The sequence below is a fragment of the Paenibacillus sp. MT124 genome (assembly GCF_058792755.1).
The window spans coordinates 1,283,411-1,304,906 of the sequence record NZ_CM179500.1 but is presented as its reverse complement, the minus strand read 5'-3'; the positions used below and the strand labels follow the sequence as shown (position 1 = coordinate 1,304,906).

14 protein-coding genes are annotated in these 21,496 nt (G+C 48.1%); 2 read left to right on the top strand and 12 right to left on the bottom strand.

From position 1 onward, the window contains the following. Positions 1 to 250 precede the first annotated feature (250 nt). A complete protein-coding gene (locus tag AC3RCI_RS05990) occupies positions 251 to 2,542 on the bottom strand; it encodes a YhgE/Pip family protein (protein WP_492528006.1) in 2,292 nt (763 codons plus the stop codon). A gap of 216 nt (positions 2,543 to 2,758) precedes the next feature. After that, positions 2,759 to 3,340, bottom strand: coding sequence for a TetR family transcriptional regulator (locus tag AC3RCI_RS05985; protein ID WP_154892652.1), 582 nt, complete (start codon positions 3,338 to 3,340; stop codon positions 2,759 to 2,761). Positions 3,341 to 3,692: 352 nt separating this feature from the next. Here AC3RCI_RS05985 and AC3RCI_RS05980 point away from each other — a divergent pair, with 352 nt between their 5' ends. Continuing rightward, positions 3,693 to 4,913 (top strand): MGDG synthase family glycosyltransferase, encoded by a 1,221-nt coding sequence (locus AC3RCI_RS05980; RefSeq protein WP_492528004.1) that lies wholly within the window; start codon positions 3,693 to 3,695, stop codon positions 4,911 to 4,913. A 300-nt stretch (positions 4,914 to 5,213) separates the two neighbouring features. On the opposite strand, the gene AC3RCI_RS05975 is transcribed toward AC3RCI_RS05980, so the two are convergent. Then, complete coding sequence (locus AC3RCI_RS05975) at positions 5,214 to 6,074, bottom strand: cell wall hydrolase (RefSeq protein WP_095288975.1); 861 nt, start codon at positions 6,072 to 6,074, stop codon at positions 5,214 to 5,216. 131 nt (positions 6,075 to 6,205) lie between these two features. Further along, positions 6,206 to 6,811: an RNA 2',3'-cyclic phosphodiesterase gene (gene thpR, locus AC3RCI_RS05970; protein ID WP_336781136.1), complete on the bottom strand. Its 606-nt coding sequence runs from the start codon at positions 6,809 to 6,811 to the stop codon at positions 6,206 to 6,208. Between the two features lie 187 nt (positions 6,812 to 6,998). Between thpR and AC3RCI_RS05965 the strand changes: the two genes are divergently transcribed. Then, entirely contained in the window at positions 6,999 to 7,955 is a 957-nt protein-coding gene (locus AC3RCI_RS05965) for a D-2-hydroxyacid dehydrogenase (protein WP_492528002.1), read from the top strand. Between the two features lie 126 nt (positions 7,956 to 8,081). On the opposite strand, the gene AC3RCI_RS05960 is transcribed toward AC3RCI_RS05965, so the two are convergent. The 8 genes from AC3RCI_RS05960 to AC3RCI_RS05925 form a co-directional block, all read right to left on the bottom strand. Then, complete coding sequence (locus AC3RCI_RS05960) at positions 8,082 to 9,044, bottom strand: TRM11 family SAM-dependent methyltransferase (RefSeq protein ID WP_492529814.1); 963 nt, start codon at positions 9,042 to 9,044, stop codon at positions 8,082 to 8,084. 68 nt (positions 9,045 to 9,112) lie between these two features. Further along, positions 9,113 to 10,825 (bottom strand): methyl-accepting chemotaxis protein, encoded by a 1,713-nt coding sequence (locus AC3RCI_RS05955; RefSeq protein ID WP_492528000.1) that lies wholly within the window; start codon positions 10,823 to 10,825, stop codon positions 9,113 to 9,115. Between the two features lie 337 nt (positions 10,826 to 11,162). Continuing rightward, a complete protein-coding gene (locus AC3RCI_RS05950; protein ID WP_492527998.1) occupies positions 11,163 to 12,203 on the bottom strand; it encodes an MsnO8 family LLM class oxidoreductase in 1,041 nt (346 codons plus the stop codon). Positions 12,204 to 12,220: 17 nt separating this feature from the next. Continuing rightward, on the bottom strand, positions 12,221 to 13,636 hold the full coding sequence (locus tag AC3RCI_RS05945; RefSeq protein WP_347382372.1) for a deoxyguanosinetriphosphate triphosphohydrolase family protein: 1,416 nt from the start codon (positions 13,634 to 13,636) through the stop codon (positions 12,221 to 12,223). A gap of 693 nt (positions 13,637 to 14,329) precedes the next feature. Further along, positions 14,330 to 16,210: a molecular chaperone HtpG gene (gene htpG / locus AC3RCI_RS05940; protein WP_336781143.1), complete on the bottom strand. Its 1,881-nt coding sequence runs from the start codon at positions 16,208 to 16,210 to the stop codon at positions 14,330 to 14,332. Between the two features lie 777 nt (positions 16,211 to 16,987). After that, on the bottom strand, positions 16,988 to 17,884 hold the full coding sequence (gene nikC / locus AC3RCI_RS05935; RefSeq protein ID WP_492527996.1) for a nickel transporter permease: 897 nt from the start codon (positions 17,882 to 17,884) through the stop codon (positions 16,988 to 16,990). 49 nt (positions 17,885 to 17,933) lie between these two features. Beyond that, the gene (locus AC3RCI_RS05930) at positions 17,934 to 18,938 is read right to left on the bottom strand and encodes an ABC transporter permease (RefSeq protein ID WP_095360724.1); all 1,005 of its coding nucleotides are present in this window, start codon (positions 18,936 to 18,938) and stop codon (positions 17,934 to 17,936) included. 174 nt (positions 18,939 to 19,112) lie between these two features. Beyond that, the gene (locus tag AC3RCI_RS05925) at positions 19,113 to 20,759 is read right to left on the bottom strand and encodes an ABC transporter substrate-binding protein (protein ID WP_492529812.1); all 1,647 of its coding nucleotides are present in this window, start codon (positions 20,757 to 20,759) and stop codon (positions 19,113 to 19,115) included. Positions 20,760 to 21,496 lie beyond the last annotated feature (737 nt).

Genomic DNA, 21,496 nt, shown 5'->3' with positions numbered 1-21,496 from the left:
ACTGATTTTATCTGCTGACAAAAGAAAAACATTCCATATGCAGCCTGTGTTTCTGCTTAATATCACCAAATTCCCATTCCGTTTTCGAGCAAATTGCAGCCCGAACATGCATTTGTATACAAAAAGAGCCTGCGACCCATTTTGGGGTCACAAGCTCTTTGCACTTTTTGACTACTATGTTGCATAATTTTGATACTGGATACCAAACTTTATTTTTCCATCCAAGCCATTACTCTGCATGACTTCAGACTTATGCTGTCACAACTTGACCCGATTCGGCCGAATCAGTCATTTCAGCCTCTTTTTTCGGACGACGGCCACTCCAGAGGAAGTACGCCAGCGTCAACAGAATGGATACCCCTGCATAGATAGCCAGAATTCCAGCCTGATGCCACATCACATCGAAGTTGCCACTGGACACGACTGCTTTGAAGCCCATAATGCTATGCGTCATCGGTAACCATGGGCTAAATGCCTGGAGCCAGGACGGAATCAGTTCTACCGGGAAGGTTCCTGCACTTGCCGCAAGCTGGAATACCAGCAGCAGAATGACCACATAGCGTCCAGGCAGATCAAGCCAGGTAACAAGCGCCTGAACAATCAACATGAACGTTAGCCCCGTAATAATCGTGAACAGATAGAACAGTCCTACACTGTGCGTTTCCAGACCAAGACCATACAGCATAAAGCTGGCAACGATAACCGATTGGAAAATGCTCATGGAACCAAATACGAGTGTACGGCTTACAAAACGGCTCCAGCCAGAAGCACCCGGTACGGATGTATCACGCATTTTCAAAATAATGGTCGAGATAAGGGATCCGACAAACAATCCAATGGACAGGAAGAATGGCGTCAATCCTGTACCGTAATTGGACACGGATTCTGCTTCATTCTCAGCTGAGTTAATCGGTTCAGCAAACATGTTGACCACGTCATCGGTTTTCTTCACTTCAGACGTTTTCTGAGCGGCATCATTCAGCTTGGTTGCCAGTTCACTTGATCCGTCTTTAAGCTCAGTCAAACCATTAGCCAATTCGCCTGCACCATCACCAAGCTGTTTGGAACCGTCTGTCAGCGAACTCACACCACCGCTCAGCTTGCCAACGCCGGTTTGCAAGGCACTTGTGCCTGTGCCAAGTTGTTTGGCCCCATTCACCAGCTGAGTGCCGCCGCTTGCAGCTTCACCCAACTTGCCGCTAAACTGCTTCAGGCCGTCAGAGAGCTTCGCTCCGCCTTCGCTAAGCTGATTGGCTCCAGCGAGCAGCTGCTGCTGTCCATCAACCAGCTGGTTGGCTCCAGCCAGCAGCTGCTGTTGTCCACCGTGAAGCTCTGTCGCACCTGCTGCAAGCTGCTGGTTGCCCTCGTGAAGCTGATTCGCACCTTGCGCCAGCTTTTGTTCACTCTCGTGCAGCTGTGCGCTGCCTTCTGCCACAGCCTCACTGGCTGCCAGCAGCTTCTGAACATCCTCACTTGCAGCCAGCTCCGGATTAGATGCAGCCAGCTGTTTCAAACCGTCCGCCACACCTTGGGCACCGTCCGCAACTTTACTGCTTCCATCCACGGCAGACTGTAAGCCTGACGCCAGAGCTCCACTACCCTGCACTGCACTTTGCAAACCTTCAGACAGCTTCGCACTGCCTTGTTCGGATGATTGAAGACCTGCCTGCAGCTTGCCTGTGCCATCAAGTGATGATTGAAGACCAGCCTGCAGCTTGTCACTGCCATCCTTCAACTGGTCTGCTCCGCTTTGAAGCTGATCCGAGGCTGCAGCCTGCAGCTGTTGAAGACCGGATACCAGACTGGTTGTGCCGCTTTCCAGCTGGGTGGCCCCGGTATGCAGTGCATCAACGCCATCGCTCAATGGAGATAGTCCATCCTGAAGCTCAAGTGTTCCGGATGCCAGTTTGGCCAAATTGTCTTTCAGCTTGACCGCACCATCATCCAGTTTGCCTGCCCCCGTATTCAGTTCGCCCGCACCATCGCCGGCTTCCGCCAGTCCGTCAGATACTTCGGAGAACTTGTCGAGCAGCGTTTCGGCATAGGCCTCTGTCACCTTGGCAGATACCTTCGCCTTAAGATCCTTGATTGCCGTCTTGCCGATCTGTGCACCTACGAAGCTGTAATTGCCGTTCGGTTCGTAGATCAGTTCAGCTGGCTGCGGTTGATCATCCAGCAGCGTGGTGGCCTGGGAAGAGAAATTTTCAGGAATCGTAATTTGCATATAATACTTGTCGTTCTGCATACCCTCTTTGGCCTGAGATGCATTAACGAATTCCCATTCAAAATCTTTATTTTTCTTCAGCTCATCCACCAGATCGTCGCCCACCTGCAAGGATTTGCCTTCAAGCTCTGCTCCCTTGTCGAGGTTGACGACAGCAACCGGCATCTGGTCAACATGACCATACGGGTCCCAATAGGCAGCCAGATAAATGCCGCTATACAGGATCGGAATAAACATTACTGCAATGACGGGGATCAACACCTTCGGGTTTCTCACGGCCGATCCCACATCCTTGAAAAACACGGATAAAGATTTCATGTCATTTTCTCCCCTAACTCTCTGCTTCACGAGCAGGAACTAACTTGATGTAAACATGTGAATAAAATCAGAAATTTGCTGAAATACGAACTGACCACTTTCCTCAAACGGTCAATTCAGGACAAAAAACAAACCTGCCTCTCGGCAAGCCTCACTGCCTTCAAGCAAAAAAGACACTCCACATTCTCCCTATATTATAGTAGAGAAATTTGGAAACTACATGACGGCAGCAATTCCTTCCATTAAGAAAAGACGAAAGTAATTTTTGATTTCCTCTTTGCTGAGCGGTTCGTGCTGTTTATTCCAATCCGAGGTGAGCGCTATATACAGACGGATCATCATAAAGGCCACGACTTGCGGATCACAATCCCGAATCTCACCGCTGTCTCTGGCTTTCTCCAGCTCCTTGGACAAGAAATCGGAAATGACCTTCTCCACCTTGTCCAGACCCTCCTTGGCCTGAAGTGTTCCAAAATCCTTAAGTTCCTGGGATAGCTTCACCAATAGTTCATGATCACGTCGGAATTCCAGCAATGAATCCAGCACACGAAACAGGTTATCAAAAAAGGCACTTTCCTGACGCACTTCACGATGGGCAATATTTTTCATTTCCTGGATCACTTCCACCAGAATCTGATCAAACAGCTGCTCCTTGTTCGTAAAAAAAGTGTAAATTGTCCCTTTGCCTACATTCGCTATCTTGGCTACCTGATCCATCGTGGTAGCTTTGTATCCAAACATGGCGAACGACTGAGCTGCTGCATGAATGACCTGCTGCCTCCGGTCAATCGGAGCCATCATATCCCCTCCTTCACTGATTTTCACTTATAAAATGACCAAAAATACAATTTGGTCACTTGGTCAAAACTTACATTATCACCTTCGTCAACAGATTGCAACCCTAACATTTCAAATTTGTGTTAATTTATTTTAACCGAAATGCAGTGGAAAGTGATTCATTCGTCGTCTATAGTGTATGATGGTTCCAATAATACGGATTAAACGAAGATGGGCTGTCTCAGAACATCAACTTTCGTGTAAATATTTATGGAATGAACATGATTTTCCGTTTCGCTGTATATTCATGTATTGAAGGGTACGGCAGAACGGTGAACTTATCAAATTTAAACTTATGAATAAAGGTGAACTCATGCGAAAACCAAGAGTGCTCTTATTATCCGAAGGTTTCGGCACCGGTCACACCCAGGCCGCACATGCGCTGGCAAGCGGCATCAAAAAGGTCAGTCCACACGTCCATAGCCGCGTTATCGAGCTTGGCAAATTCCTGAATCCGACGGTAGCTCCGCTTATTTTTTCCGCCTATCGAAAAACACTATCCGTCCAGCCCAAACTCGTCAGCATGCTGTATCGGACACAATATAATAAATCGTTGAACGGATTTACCAAACTCGCTTTGCATCGGATTTTCTATACTCAGACGGCGCAGGTCGTATCCCAGTTGAAGCCGGATGCGGTAATCTGTACCCATCCCTTTCCGAATGCGGTCATTTCAAGGCTGAAACGGCAGGGACTAAACATACCGCTGTATACAGTCATTACAGATTACGATGTGCACGGTACATGGATCAATCCTGAAGTAAATCAGTATTTGGTCTCTACCCCGCAGGTTAAGGCATTACTTGAAATTCGGGGAGTCGACCCCTCTCGAATTCAGGTTACGGGAATTCCCGTGCATCCTGATTTTTGGGAAGCAGGTGACAAAGTACGGTTACGTGAGGAAATGGGGCTGAAGGATATGCCTACGGCACTGCTTATGGGCGGTGGATGGGGGCTTTCCTTTGATGAAGAACATATGAAACTATTAACCTCCTGGGCCGATCGGGTGCAGCTCGTTTTTTGCCTTGGAAGCAACGAGAAGATGATCTCCAAGATGAAAGAGATGGCTTGCTTCCAGCATCCGAACATCCGCATTCTCGGTTACACCAGGGAAGTCAGCAAGCTGATGGACGTATCGGACGTGCTTATTACGAAACCGGGCGGCATGACTTGCACAGAGGCTCTGGCTAAAGGGCTGCCGATGTTGTTTATTCCACCACTTCCAGGCCAGGAAGAAGAGAATTGTGAGTATTTTGTACAAGCCGGATACGGCCAGGTCATACATTCAGCAGACGTTATTACCACAAGGTTCAGAGAGCTGTGTGACGGCACAAAAGCACCGAGTGAAGCTGAAAGCCAGCTGAAAGTTGTACGCAAACCGTGGAGCAGACCGTCCTATGACCCAACGTCCTGTGCACAGGCTGTTCACGAATTATTATGCCCGGGTGCAGCTGAGTTCCCCTCCACGCTCAAGGAACGCTTCAAAGCCGGAATTCCTGCCACGACGCTGTCAGGTACCAGAATCCCATTTTAAGGCCTCTAAGGGCCCTTGGAGCTCTTCTGGGAGGGTGTTGAATGTGGATAGACATGTCCTTTGATTAACATTCACTCATTTGAAACGAAATGCATGCAGAAAAGGTTCCCTTCTCATTTTGGAAGGGAACCTTCTTCAATTTCATTTAAAATAAGCGTATGTTTTACCAGAAAAAAGGGTAATTTAAAGGAAAGAGATCCATGTAAATACCGAAATAAAACTCTGTTTCAGGTGTTTTCAAAGGTTCGTTTAATGTAAATACATTAACTACCCTGCCTGTTTGCAGAATTTTCAGATCAATTACTTGTAAAAAGTATGATGACCGATCGTTTTCACTTTTTTCTTCGAATGGGCAACCGTCAGATCATCGGCAAGCGTCAATGACAAGAAATAATACGTATCATCAGCGACTTCCTTCTGTCCATTCAGTGCAGCGTTCACTGCCTTCACGCTGTCCTCATTGGGAACTACACGCTTCAGACGTCCGTTGGCTACCGGGCTGAATTGAGACTTCTGATAGATTACCTTATAAATAGTATCGGGAAAATTGGCTGACCGCAGCCGGTTTAAGACAACATTGGCAACTGCCACTTTGCCTTCGTACGGTTCACCTTCCGCCTCTGCCATGACGATTTTTTGCAGCAGAAGCAGCTCTTTATCGGACACACTGTATGACCAGGTTGCAAGTTTTGAGTCCTCCTGGTTCAAAAGCTCAGTCCGCGTAAAGTAAAGTTTTTGGGGGGGAGTTGTTACAGCAGCAGCCGCTTTGGCCTTCTCTATTTTGGCCAATTTAAGGGCAGCTTCTTTTTTGGCTTTGGCCGCAGCAGCAGCTCTAGCCTTATGCTTGGCCTTGGCTTCCTTCAATTCCTGTTCTTCCTGAGCAGCCGTAAGCCAGTCCTTGGCTGGCAGTGAAGCCGTCCAGTTTGCCGTATGAATCGATGAATCAGCAGACAGACTTGTCCCGTCTGACATCATTCGCCTGTCCCCAGCAGAAGAAGATGATGCGCTATTTTGCACAGAAGCTGCCAGATCGGTCATCTGTTTACTATCACTTGCCTCGTTCCATTTCCCAGTTGCCTGAACTACATTAACCCCCACTATACATACAAGCAGCACAGATAACATCGGTGCTACCCAACGATTCTTGCTTATAATATCCATTCGTAAGATTCCTCCTGTCGCAACAATTCCCTTAACTAAGTAACCCAAAAAAAAGAATTTGAATAACGATGGCTAATATTACATAGGGATAAACGTAATGTCAATGTGATTTTATGTCATAAAAACATGTTTCAGGAAAATGAAAACGTATCCACAACCTCATACATCGGCGATTGTCCCAGCCTGGTCACATAAAGTACAAAGTCCTCCACAATCCATGATTTAGCACCCAAGGAATGTTCCGGAAGCACCCCATAAATACCTTTATCTTCATTTCCTGGGGCTAAACCCAGAAATTTGCGTGCTATGGTAATGTGCGGCGAGTAAGGTCTCAGCTCTGCTTCATATCCAAGTGTGGATGTGGCCTCCACGATCCGTTTGTGAAGAAGATTCAAAGACTCCAGCTCGCCGTCCACACCCCTCCACAACACCTTCGGAGCATCTTTCAGACCAAAAGTACCCCACCCGGAAGTTTGCAGTTCAAACGGCTGAATTCCAGTACTCGCCATGCGCAGCGCTTTCCGCAGATGACCGATATCACTCACCAGTGTATCTCCCAGAAATTGCAGCGTGATATGGTAATCCCGATGGTCTGTCCATTTGCGAAAATCGAGTCCGTTCTTCACCATTCCTGCATCGAGTTGAAGGGATTCCTGAATAGCTGCCGGGAGACGTATCGCCGTAAATAATCTTTCCCGCCGTGATGGTAGATCCGTATATGAATAGTTATTCATCATCGTATACACCTCTCTAAAGTTCGTTCTATTATTTCATAATCATATGTCCTGTTTCAAGTTGGGTAATTATAGATTGACACAAATGTCAGCACTCGCACATGAGGCTGCACTCCTGCCTTTCTGCAGCATCTTCTCAAATCTGCTACACTTATCTCACAACTCAATTGAATTCAGGAGGTTACACACTATGGGTAAAATTGTATGTTTTCCATCTTTATCTACGGAACAGCAGCAGCGCATTTTAGACGCCGCACCCGGCTATACGCTGACCGTCAGCAAAGCCAAGGAGATTGACCCTGCTGCGTTAACAGAAGCCGAAATTATTGTTGGCTGGTCTCCACTCGTCACAGAACATGCCCTGAAGAAGGACAGCCTTCTGAAGTGGGTACAGGTCTGGTCCGCAGGTGTGGATAACCTCCCCTTCTCGGATTTGGAACAAAAAAATATTCAGGTGACCAGTGCCAATGGCGTACATGCCATCCCGATCACTGAAATTATTGTAGGCATGATGTTATCGCACAGCCGCTGGCTGAGACAAGCCATGCTTCATCAACAGCAAGCCGAATGGAAAAATCCTGGAAAACCACTGCCAGAGCTGCACGGCAAAACGGCTGTCATTGTTGGAGTAGGAGAGATCGGCACCGAAGCTGCCCGTATTCTCAAGGCGTTTGGCATGAATGTCATCGGGGTTCGCCGGTCCGGCAAAGACGTTCCTAATGTCGATCACATGTACGATATGTCCGGACTGCATGAAGCTTTGGGCAAAGGTGATTATGTCATTAACATTTTGCCCCTCACAGACGAAACCCATCATTTGTATGATCAAACCGCATTTGAACATTTCAAGACAGGCTCCTGCTTCGTCAATGTAGGACGAGGTCCAAGTGCAGACACTGAAGCGCTGATGCGTGCACTGGATAGCGGCCAGGTCGCCTATGCTGCGCTGGACGTTTTTGAAGAAGAACCCCTTCCTGCTGAGCATCCATTATGGCAAAAGGACAATGTGTTAATTACCCCCCATATCGCGGGAAGTACGGAGCAATATACGGATCGGGCACTTGATATTTTTGTGGAAAATCTGGAAGCTTACCTGGCGGGCAAGACACTGCCGCTCAACCTGGTCGACTATAGTCATAAATACTAATTCGCCCTCCATTTTCCATGCACAATTGTACAAATGCCTTATCATTATTTCTAAAAATGGATATAAAAAAACCTCCACACCCGGAAATCATTTCTTCCGAGTTGGAGGTTTTCTTCTACTATATAACTATGTGCATAACCAAACGTGACGTATAAACGTGCCTTTACGCACAGCGCAATACTGATCCACTTCCCACCCTGCTGCAAGCAAATGCTCTTCCACCCATTCCGTGGATACAACTACAGCCCGTTTCGCCAGCCTGCGCAGACTTGTCAGCATGATGCGCTGGTCTTCATCCGGGAGGACGGAACAGAGATTGTAGGGCATATCCAAAATCGCTGCGTCGTAAGATCCGTCTAATTCATTCATGTCACCCAGTGTAAGGCAAGCCGGATCATAACCAAAGTGCGGCAGATTGATGCGCGCTCCCTGAATGGCCAGCGGATTCAGGTCGTTCCCTCTCGCCTCAATTCCCATGGAGAGTGCTTCAATGACTACGGTACCCATGCCGCAGCATGGATCGAGCAGCCGCTGGTTCAGAATGTTCGGTACGGCAATGTTAACGAGAGATCTGGCCAGCGCAACTCCGAAACCAGTGGAGTAATTTTGCGGCTTCTGCTGATGGCGTTGCCACGATCGATCCGCTTCTGTCCACCGACCCAAGATCCATTTTCTACCTGTTCGAATTAGTCCAAAGGTCACTTTTGGGCGCTTCATCTGCGCCTTGCCCTTAATGCACATTCCTACTTCTCTTTCCAGCTGACGGGAATGTTCATAATCAGGCATATGGTCTCCTTCTTTCAAACATACCACCTTAAACGTCTCTTCCGGAAGCAATTCAATCTTTGCTGCAGTCGGAAGCAGATCCTTCACGGTCTCTGCTTCCGATATCACGTCCAGCCTTCCATGAATAAATGGGCTTCTGACTGGTGGAATGCATATATTAGACCGGACATATGAGCGTAAATCCGAATTCATTTCCAGTCTGGAACCAACCAGTGTATGGAGCTCGAGCGAGCATAATTCACGCTCATTCTCATGACAGGCAAACGTATAGATGTAATCTTGGTTGATTGAACTCCTTGTGATGTCGGTCGAATAGATTTCAGTCAAAATTGCAGCCGTCCTTCATGTTTCTTCTATTATAAGAAGAAGGTTTATATTTTTAATTTCTCGATGGAAGTAAGCAGGTCATCCGACAATTCCTTCAATGATTGAATGCTGCCGCTAATCGTTTCCATGGAGCTTACCTGTTCTTCAGCTGAAGCCGAAACTTCCTCTACGCTTGCCGCAGATTGTTCCGATACTGCCGAGATCTGTTGGCTGAAATCATTCATGCGTCCACTTGCATCCTGCATGCCTTCCAACCCAGCTGTCATCGTGCCGATCACGTGAACCATTTCCTCTACGGATTCATTAATATTCCGGAACAAATTACCCGAAGTTCGCACATGCTCTTGCCCCAGTTCAGTCTCCCGGACACCTGTACGCAATTCAGCAACAACTCCCTGGGAATCCTGCTGGATATCTTCCGTAATCACTGTAATTTCCTCCACTGAAGTCTGCACCGCTTCCGATAACTTCCGAACCTCGGCTGCGACCACGGCGAACCCGCGACCACTCTCTCCAGCGCGGGCTGCCTCAATGGAAGCATTCAATGCCAGCAGGTTGGTCTGCCTTGCGATGTCACGAATCACTTGGACGAGCTTGGAAATATCCTCGTTTTTACGGTTGAGCTGCTCCATCCGCTCCATCGAAGCCGAGACAGCCCCGGAGATTTGCTGCATTTGCTGCACCGATTGCTCCATCGCCTTACGTCCATTCAATCCCTGCTCCAGCACACGTTCTGACATCGCACTAAGCTTGCTCCCTTGATTGGCATGCTGCTGAATATGATCGTTCAATCCCTCAACCGCACGTGCTGATTCAACGGCCGTTACGGCCTGGCTCTCTGCAGCCTTGGCTGACTCTTCCATCGTGATGGCAATCTGCTGACTTCCAATTTTGACTTCTTCCGAGGAAATGGCCAGCTCGTTGCTCTGGCGATTCACCGCTTCGGCAACACGTCTGACATTCAGCACCATGGAAGTCAGATTCCCTTTCATCGTGTTTACCGCTTTAGCCAAGAGCCCCACTTCATCTTCGTGCTTGGTATGTATATCCTGCACATTCAATTGGCCTTCTGCAATCAGCTTCACTGCACTAATAACCCGGAGCAGCGGTTTCACAACCTGCGAACGGATAATCGGAATCGCAATCGCCGTGATCGCAATCATGATCAGCACCCCTACAATAATAATCATTCGGCCATTCTGCACTGACCTGATGGTTTGTGCTGCCGAGAGATCCGACTGATTCTGATTGTACTCGACCAGAAAATCCAGATCGACCTGCATGGCATCGAAGGAATCAGCCCCTTTTTCCGAAACTTCCTTCGCCAGTTGGGATTGTCCTTGATCACTCAAATTGATTGCTTGGGTATTCAGCTTAAGGTAAGCTGCCCACTTCGTCTTGAATGCATCCCAGTGCTCCTGTTCGTCTGTCGCCTTTTCCTGCTGATCGTATATTTTGATCGTCTGTGCCGTTTCGCGAATGTAATTGGTACGCTCTTCAGCGAGTTCAGCCTTGTCTCCATCCGGAGCATCAAAGTGCCGGTAACTCAATGACAAAATATGTTCGGTGGTATAGTTCAACCTATTGATTTGCTGAATCGAGGGCATCCAGTTGCCCGTAATCTCATTGGTATTGGCTTCCATAGAGTTCAACCGGGTAATAATGGTGACACTTAGGAGAATTAAACAGAGGATTAACAAATAGAACGCGATGCTGATACGCAGACCGATACTCCTGATCTTGAATCTGCTGAACATGTGATTTCCCCCTTATGCCTGATTCGGACATTCTCCGAACTTTCAGTTCTTTGGTCTTGGTTTTACCCTTCTTTTGGCATCTTGCAAAATATTCTTTCATCATATATCTATGGGTAAACTGACGTAAAGTATTATAACATTATTTTGTTTAAGACAGGCTTCGTTTTGTAAAATCTTGTGCCTCGTATACACGATGAGGTCATAGGCATACTTCCGAAAGCATGCAGCGAGATAAAATGGAAAAGAGCTGCAGCATACGGAGAATACCGATCTGCAACCCTTCAACATGTTAAATTGTGAGGAACATCCTATGAAAACCGGAAAAGCGCTGCTTAATTCACTTCACCATGTTTTTACCAAACTCGGCAAGTAACCGATAAGACGCAAGTCTTCGCTCGTAATCAGGGCCGGCTGTAACCACTAGAAACTGATTCGTCCCCAGTCGTTTGCTTACCTGCCCGAATTGTTCCCAGATCTGCGGCGCTGTCCCTGCAAAATGTTTACGTGCTTCGTCCGCACCCTCGCCCTTCTCAATGTTGATCTGACCACCCGTACTAGAGTTAGATTCCTTCTCGGCAGCGTGCAGGGCTGGCGCATCTTGTCCACTCTGCCTGCGCCGATCTGCCATTTCACGGCTCCAGTCCCGAGCTTCCTCCTCTGTCTCTGCACACATTGCACTGACCGCAACCATCACTTGCGGTTCGTTCATCGTTTTACTTGGGGTAAACCCATCCCGATACCGCTTCACTGCTTCCATACCATCGGCATCACTCATAAACTGACCAAATACATACCCCATGCCATACCGTGCGGCAAACTCGGCACTCTTGACGTTGGTACCCAGCATCCACAGGGATACGGGAAGTTCAGGGATCGGACGTGCCGTTACCCGATGCTCCTCATAACTGTACCGATCCTCGAGCAATTCAGTAAGTGCCGCGAGTGATTCAGGCAATTTGGACACATGCTGCAAATAATTGCCGCTTAGCGCCATGGTGGCATGCGGCCCACCTCCAGGCGCGCGTCCCAGTCCCAACTCAATTCTGCCTGGGTACAGTGTAGCCAGCAGCCGAAACGACTCGGCCACCTTCAGCGGACTGTAATGCGGCAGTAGCACCGCACCCGATCCCAGCTGAATGGTTGCTGTCCTCGCACCAATATGCGAGAGAAGAACTTCAGGCGATGCGGATGCAAGTTCCTCCATATCATGATGCTCGGATGTCCAGTACCGGGTATATCCCCAGGCTTCGGCATGTTGAGCCAAGGATACGGCCTGCTGCAAAGCCTCTTCCGCTGCAGCTCCATTCAACCTTGGCACAAGGTCGAGCACGCCCAGACTGAACGGCTCACTTGAGCCTGTGCCGATGTTTGTATCCAAGCTTCTCACTCCTTATTCTAGTCCAGATCGTAGATGGAACCTACCTTCAGGCCATACAATTCATTGTATATTTTCTCGGCAAACGCATCCGTCATGCCTGCAATATAATCAATCACCATGTGCTCCCATGTCCAGATCGGATGAGCCTTCGCCTGATCCTTCTCATATCGCTGCAGCCAGTCGGATGGAATGATGGACTTGGACGTTTCCGGGTCAAGGAACGCATCCCACAGGCGCTTAATCATCCATTCACTGCGTTTTTGCAGACGCTGCACGCGCAGATCACGAATCATGGTCACCCAGGCAAAGCTCTTGAGCACACTCACCGTGCGCAGCATGTCAAGATCCTCTGCACCTTCACGGACAAACGTCACCTTCTTCCAATCCCCGTCGTCAATTACGCCCAGGCTGCCCACAAAGAGGCTTACCCAGTATGCCTTGACCTCGCGGCGGGTACGGGAGTAATCATGCTCGCAGAACGGCATCTTCTCATTCCAGACACGCAGGAACGAAGCGAGCACTTCTTCTACCTTTTGCCCTATCGCCTCTCTCGTCCAACCATTCCAGAACAGATCCTCGAGTGTAGTAATCTTATCCACAATCAGGCGATGAATGTGCGGATCCTGCAGGAAATGCTCATGCACTTCGATCTTGCCCGCCTTAATGCCATCCTCCAGATCGTGTGCAGAGTACGCAATATCGTCACAGAGGTCCATGAGCTGTGCTTCCAGCGTCTTCTTGCCTGCCGGCATGTTCCAACGATTACGAATCTCATGGATATATTGCCACTCATGATGATACATGCCCTTCTTGCTCTCCGTACCTGGGTATGGATATTTGTTGATTCCAAGCAGCACCGCATCGGACAGATTCAATCCATCGATGTCCTCTCGTTTCTCCAGGAACATGATGAGACGGAAGTTATGTGCATTGCCTTCAAAATGCTCATATTTCCGCTTCAGCTCTGCACGAATCTCCGGCTCCTGCTGGGGCGATTTCGCCCCGCGGCTCTTCTTCATGATTTTCTTGACCTCGGTGTTGATCAGGTCATCCAATATACCATCCAGTACTTCTTCCCCTTTATGTCCAAACGGCGGATGTCCGAAATCATGTGCGATTGCGGCACATTCCACCACTTCCGAATCAATAATAAGCCCCGGGCTGTCCGCCTGACTCCAGTCCACTTGAGGGTAACGACGAAGCAGGCTTCTTGCCGCCTCTCGCGCAATCTGCGCAACCTCAAGGGAGTGGGTTAACCGTGTGCGATAATAGTCGCCTGTTCCAGCCCCAAACACCTGGGATTTACCCTGCAACCGGCGGAAGGTCGGTGAATGAATCAGTCTGGAATAGTCCCGCTCATACGCTGCACGAGCTCCATCCAGTTTGGTAAGTTCAGGATATTGTCTATGTTCTCTCAAATCGTTCCATTGCATGTGATCACTCCTAGCCGACTGTCTCTATTTTGAGTGATTATACACAACATCCGTCGTTTCGAAAAGCAAAACCTGTCTGTGATTGTCATCTCTTCTCACATCAACTTGTGATGTACAGTCTTCTTCTTTTATTATACCCCGACAGACTATCATCCGTGCACCTAAATGAATAATGATATACATCAAAATACATCGAAATACATCAATATATGAAACCATTCAGAGTATTGCAGAGATCATTCCGATAATTCAAAAAAAGATAGGATGAAAAGTACTGATGAGCATCGGTGGCCGTTCCGGTTACGGATCGTTCTTCCGATCGCTGTCGTCTCCAGGTTTTCTGAATTTCCCTTGGCAAGGGGAAAACCCGGAGACAAACGCGACCGCTCCGCTTCTTCAGAATCGATTCCGTCCCCTCCACTACTTCGCCGCTTACCTTTATGGATTTCATTAAATGGCTAAAAGGATTAAAACCGATCTCACATGATTAGACATCACACATGCAGTCAGCACTCCTATGATCCTCTGTCTCCTATTTGTTTCTTTGGAGGGGAGAAAATAAAAAATCGACAGGGACGGAATCGCCCTGTCGGGTGGAGATGGTCAGGCGCTGCGCTTGCTGGCCTATTACTTATAGAGAGTGCTGATAGCGTGAAACTACACGCTACTTAAAAACTCAACTCGGTAATGCGATTACACCATCACTTTGCAGATGTCGTTGGTGAACTCTACCGGATCTTGGATTGGCAAGCCCTCGATCAGCAATGCCTGGTGGTACAGCAGGCTAGTGTACAGGCTCAATTTTTCCTTATCCTGTGCGTAAGCATCTTTCAGGGATTTGAAGACATCATGGTTGACGTTGATCTCCAGCACCTTATCCGCCTGTACATTCTCGCTGTTCGGCATGGCTTTCAGGATTTTCTCCATCTCGATGGTCAGTTCACCTTCGGTGGACAAACATACCGGATGGCTTCTGAGGCGTTTGGAAGCTTTGACGGCTTTTACTTTGCCTGCCAGCTGTGCTTGCATCGCTTCGAACAACTCTTTGTTGTCGTTGTCTTCTGCTTCGTTTTTCTCTTTATCCTCGCTGTCTTCGATACCCAGGTCACCGCTGGAGATGGATTTGAACTCTTTCTCCTTGTAGTTCATGATCATTTTGATCGCGAATTCATCGATGTCCTCGGTGAAGTACAGCACTTCATATCCTTTATCCAGTACACCCTCGATCTGAGGCAGCTTCTCAATCCGCTCAATGGACTCACCCGATGCGTAGTAGATATACTTCTGGTCTTCCGGCATTCTGGAAACGTACTCGTCCAGGCTGACCAGCTTTTTCTCTTTGGAAGAAGAGAACAGCAGCAGATCCTGCAGTGTATCCTTGTTCACGCCATAATCGCTGTATACGCCATATTTCAACTGACGCCCAAACGCTTGATAGAACTTCTCATAGCTCTCGCGATCGTCCTTCAGCAGGCTTTGCAGTTGGCTCTTGATTTTGTTTTTGATATTTTTCGCGATCAGGCTCAGCTGACGGTCATGCTGCAGCATTTCACGGGAGATGTTCAGGGACAGGTCTTCCGAATCAACCATACCTTTGACAAAACCGAAGTAGTCCGGCAACAGATCGCCGCATTTATCCATGATCAGGACACCGTTGGAGTACAACTCCAGGCCTTTTTCGTACTCTTTGGTATAGTAATCAAATGGCGTGCTCTCCGGAATAAACAGAATTGCATTGTATACTACGGCACCGTCCGCGCTGATGTGCAGGTGTTTAAGCGGTTTGTCAAAACCGTACCGTTTTTCCATATAGAAGTTGTTGTAATCTTCTTCGGTCAGCTCGCTTTTGTTTTTGCGCCAGATTGGCACCATGCTGTTCACGGTTTGCTCTTCTTTATACTCCTCAAACTCGTTCTCCGTACCTTCCTTCGGACGCTGACTTGTCACATCCATCTTGATCGGGTAACGAATGAAATCTGAATATTTCTTGATGATGGATCTCAGGCGATACTCTTCCAGAAACTCATCATACGAATCTTCTTCCGTATTGGGTTTAATCGTCAGGACGATTTCCGTACCCACAGAATCTTTCTCAGCTGGAGTGATCGTGTATCCATCCGCACCTTCAGACTCCCATCTCCAGGCTTCGTTGCTGCCCAGCGTTTTACTCGTCACGGTCAGCTTGTCCGCCACCATGAACGCGGAGTAGAAACCAACCCCGAACTGTCCGATGATGTTATGGCCGTCTTTGGCTTCGTTTTCCTTTTTGAACGCCAGCGAGCCGCTCTTCGCGATAACCCCGAGATTGTTCTCCAGCTCTTCCTGGCTCATCCCGATTCCGGTATCGGTCAACGTGAGCGTACGGTTCTCTTTGTCGATGGTCAGCTTGATGTAGTAATCCTCTTTGTTGAAGACGAGCGTATCGTCGGTAAGGGCTTTGTAATATATTTTGTCAATGGCGTCACTGGAGTTGGAGATCAATTCTCTCAAAAAGATTTCTCTTTGGGTATAGATGGAGTTGATCATCATATCCAGCAAACGTTTGGATTCTGCCTGGAACTGTTTCTTGGCCATGAATGGGTGTTCTCCTTTCAATTTGGGATATAGAATGATTGATTTGAATATAGAAGCAAAGTCGAATTTACATCTAATACGTGACTTAACTAGAAACAACTCGACTACCCTTATCCCCGGATTATACTGATCCACCTTAATGGCTCATCTTGAAATAAAAGCATGACATTGTGCGTACAGCTGTTCCGGTTACGAATCGTTCTTCCGATCGCTGTTATCCCCAGATTTTTTGATCCATTATCTTAAATGGAAAATCCGGTGATAAAGGCGAGCGCTTCGCTTCTTCAGAATCGATTTCGTCCCCTCCACTACCTTCGCATCGTATCAAGAGCCAGATTAAAGTTGAAGCTTGTAGTTCAGCAAGATCTGCAGGTCAACAAAGAACTTTTCGAGATCTAGTCTAGCCCTTCACTCTCATGCCCTATCCGAGTTCACCTTAAGAATATTCAAAAACACAATCATTCCATATGTAGTCGCTGTAGTATAAAGCATCATTTGTTAGCACTCAGATGATCGGAGTGCTAAACCCTTTCTTTTATATAACATATGGCAAAATTGGGTGTCAATACGCCGGGCGTTATTTTAACAAAATGGTGGATTAACACTTCGTTTATACGCGCATATTTGATTTTAACGTAATCCATCAGACAACACAAAAGCCAGCTCGAATCCATGTTCGAACCGGCTTTTCTCTGATTGGTGTAGCTGAAATGGTCAGCCTGGCTAATAAGCTGATAAAAAAGTAGGTCAATGAAGGAATGGAACGCATTCCTTCATCTACTTCACCATCTTTGGATCAAGGGTGTCACGCAAGCCATCCCCGAGCAGGTTGAAGCCGAGTACTGTCAGCATGATGGAAAGGCCGGGAAAGATAAGCGTCCACGGCGCTTTTTGCAAAAACTGACGCGAATCCGAGAGCATTTTACCCCATTCCGGGTCCGGCGGTTGCGCCCCCATTCCCAGAAATCCAAGTGCGGCCGCCTCAATAATGGCTGTCCCGATGCCCAGCGTTCCCTGCACAATTAGCGGGGTAAGGCTGTTCGGCAGGATATGGCGAAACAGAATACGCATATTATTCGCGCCCAGTGTGCGGGCAGATGTAATGAATTCCTCCTGTCTCAAGCTAAGTACACGCGAACGCACCAATCGTCCGTAGGTCGGAATATTGACGATGGCAATGGCGAGCAAGGCGTTTTGCAGGGAGGGACCGAGGATTGCCACAATGGCAATCGCGAGCAGGATACCCGGAAAGGCCAGCAGAATATCGAATAGACGTGAGATAAGCATATCTGCCCATTTTCCATAAAACCCGGCAACCAGTCCAAGCAATGCTCCCGCAATAATGGAACCGATCACCGAGAAGAAGCCCACCCACAAGGAGATACGCGCACCATGAAGCACTCGGGAAAATACGTCACGCCCCAGATCGTCGGTACCAAACCAATGCTCTGCCGAAGGGGCCTGAAGCCGGTCCGTCAGCACTTGTTCCTTGTAATCGTAAGGAGAAATGTATGGGGCAAGGAAAGCCAGCAGGATGAAAAACACAATAATGATCAGTCCGGCGAGCGCCAGCCGATTGCGGCGAAATGTTCTCCAGGCTTCCAGCCATGGACCGGATGCACGTGCCGATGCTGCTTCTATGGATTGTCCGGTGTTGGTTGATAATTTGGCCATGCGGCGTCTCCCTTCTTTAGCTATGAATGAAAGATAAGAAGAATGAGTCCTACTTATAGCTAATCCGCGGATCAAACACAGCGTAGAGCAAGTCGACAATCAGGTTGATTAATACGAAAAAGAAGGCCACGATCAGAATACCACTCTGGATCACCGGATAATCCCTCGAACTAATTGCTTCATATATATAGCGCCCCACCCCAGGCCAAGCGAAGATCGTTTCGGTCAGGACTGCGCCGCCGAGCAAAGAGCCGGTTTGGATGCCGATAACGGTCAGGACGGGGATAAAGGCATTTTTGAGTGCATGTCCATATACGACAAAAAACGGTCCAAGCCCCTTCGCCTTTGCGGTGCGGATATAATCCGAACTCATGACCTCAAGCATGCTGGAGCGAGTCATCCGAGCAATAACGGCCATCGGAATGGTTCCGAGCGCAACACTTGGCAGGATGAGATGTTTGGTTACGGTCCACAGCTGATCCCACCGCCCGGCAATCATCGTATCCAGTACATAGAGACCGGTGATAGCATCAACGGGATCACGTGCGTTCATTCGTCCAATGGACGGCAGCCAGTGCAACTTGTTGGCAAACAGCCATTGTTCCATCAGACCCAGCCAGAAGATTGGCATCGACACACCAACCAAGGCAATAACCATACAGCAGTAATCGAACCAGGAGTTATGCTTCCATGCGCTGACGATCCCCGCATTAACGCCAATAATGACGGCAAATAGCATACTCGCCATCGTTAGTTCAAGCGTCGCTGTCAGGTAAGGTACGATTTCCTGGGCAATAGGCACCTTGGTGCGAATGGATGTGCCCAAGTCTCCTTGGAGCAGATCGCCAAGATAAGCGAAGTACTGCTGGAACCATGGTTTATCAAGTCCGAGCTGGTCCCGAAGGGCTTGCTTGGACTGTTCGGTTGCCTTTTGCCCCAGTATCGTCTCCGCCGGGTCACCCGGTATGGCATGAATGATGGAGAAGACGATAAGAGTCATGCCGAGCAGCACAGGCAGCAGCACAAGTATGCGTTTGACAATATAACTGTTCAATCCCTATTCACCTGCCTTTGACGTATCATAAAACATGCAATTATAAAAGCGCTGGCAGACAAGAATGCTTTAGATTGTTATGACCAGATGTGGATTCTGCCAAGCATTGCGTGTTCACCAGCGCCTCGAAAGATGAAACGAAAAATGATGATGATTTTAGATCACATAAATCCGTTATTCAAAATAAGCATTTGCATAGGATTCGCTGCCCAGTGGAGACGGCACAAAACCTTTCAGGTTTGCTTTACCTGCCAGAATAGGTGTCGTGTGCACAAGTGGAATCCACGGTGCATCTTCCTTGATAATCACTTGAGCCTGTTTGTACAGCTCGGCGCGTTTGTCCTGATCCGTCTCTTTCTGCGCATCGGTCAGCAGCACATGCAGCTCTTCGTTTACATAAAAGCTGCGGTTGTTGCCCGGAATTGCGTCTTTATCCAGCAGCGTGTACAGGAAGTTATCCGGGTCGCCGTTATCTCCGGTCCAGCCGAGCATGTAGATGTCGTCCTTCTCTCCGGCTTTTGCATCATCGAGATAAGTCGCCCACTCCGGCGATTCGATGTTGACGGTCACTCCGATTTTCTCAAAATCAGCCTGAATGGCTTCGGCCACCTTCTTGCCGTCAGGCATGTAAGGGCGGGATACCGGCATTGCATAGAACGTCACCGGGTCTGGCAACCCGTCAGGGAAGCCGGCTTCGGCCAGTAATGCTTTTGCTTTTTCCAGATCATACGGGTAATCCTCAATCGCGTCATTGTAACCCCACAGGGTTGGCGGCATCGGGTTCACGGCAGGTTGAGCCTGTCCGGCAAAGAAAGCATCGATAATACCCTGCTTGTTCACCGCGTGGTTGAGAGCTTGTCTTACTTTTACATCATCAAAGGGTTTCTTCTTGAAGTTAAAGCCAATATACGCCACGTTGAACGGTGGACGCTCGATCTTCTGCAGCTCACTGTTGCCTTCGAGGATGGACAGATCATCCGGGTTCAGGTCCTCCATGATATCAATCTCGCCATTCTGCAGGGCATTGAAGCGTGCCGTGTTGTCCGGTATCGAACGAACAATGACTTTGTTCAGCTTCGGTAAGCCCTCTTTCCAGTAATTCGGATTTTTCTCCAGGGTGATGGAGTCGTTCCGCTTCCACTCTACGAATACAAATGGGCCTGTGCCCACGGGCTCGCTTTTGAAATTCTCTTTTTTCTCCTGAATCGCTGTTGGGCTGGCAATACCGAATGGGGTCATCGCGATATTTTGCAGGAAAGGCGCCTGCGGCTGGTTCAGCGTGAACTCAACAGTCGTCTCGTCAATCGCCTTCACTTCCTTGATGACACGGCCATCCTCTGGCCCAAACATGGAATCGTAATAGTCGAAGGAATCCCCTTCGAATTTATATTCACTCGCCGGATCGCTCCAACGGTTGAAGTTAAACACAACAGCATCTGCATTGAAATCTGTTCCATCATGGAACTTCACACCGGACTTCAGCTTAAACGTGTACTTCAGGCCATCCGCCGAAATCTCCCAGCTCTCTGCCAGACCAGGAACAACCTCAGTCTCGCCTTCCTTATAATCCAGCAATGAGTCGAAGACCTGGTGCCCAATCTTCAGCGACTCCCCGTCTGTTACAATCGCAGGGTCCAATGCCACCGAATCCCCGCCGCGGCCCATGATCATCGTATCCTGAGCTGCCGTTTCTGTTGGGGGATCGGTACCTTCTGCCGGAGCAGGTGAATTGCCTGTTTCTTCATTGCTGGAGCAGCCTGACAACACCAAGACGGTGCTCAAAGCCAGAGTCACAAAACCGGACATCCATTTCTTTCTCATTCGCATACGTACAACACCCTTCCCTGTCTCATAATGTGTGTAATGCTGGCGTGAAAAAACTTCAATGATAGCCATTGGTTCGGTGCTTGCTTGTATCAATGAAAGGCTTTAGGTGCCTGTGATACCTGTAAATATGGTCGTATTAGAATAGGATGGATTACTATTCGTTTTTTTTTACGGATTTGCGTACCGAGCACGTATTATGCGAATCCACAAGGTTACCTTTTGAAGAAGCGTTCGTTCGGCTATGTTGAGCAACAATTGAACTTAGGTCAATTAGCAACAACACTCTACTATTTGAGTGGAAGTGAAAATTGAGTTAGAAGACAAAGAACACAAAGAGAATGTTGTTAGAAGATGGTACAAGAACATTGTTTGTTTGGGATATATTTTGTTCGTATGCTCATGAAGTTTGGCATTTGCCATTGAGTAGGTTGGGCAGCATCTAACGCTCCGTTAAAAGCTAAAATGGATGTAGTACGTCTTATTTTCTTATGAAGGTAGTTGTATGAGGCTGCGTGTATGAGTGTGTATGTTCGAAAATGCAGGGATTGGACAACAGGGAGACATTACAATAACTTGTCATGTTAAGGCTCTGTCATGGTGAGGAGATTTATGTAAATAAACAGTGGTTAAAAACAATTTCGTGTAACTTACTTTACATCACATTCATCAATTAGACAAGAGTTTTGCGGACATAAGTCTTCAACTTTATTCGTACGTTAATTTTAATTACA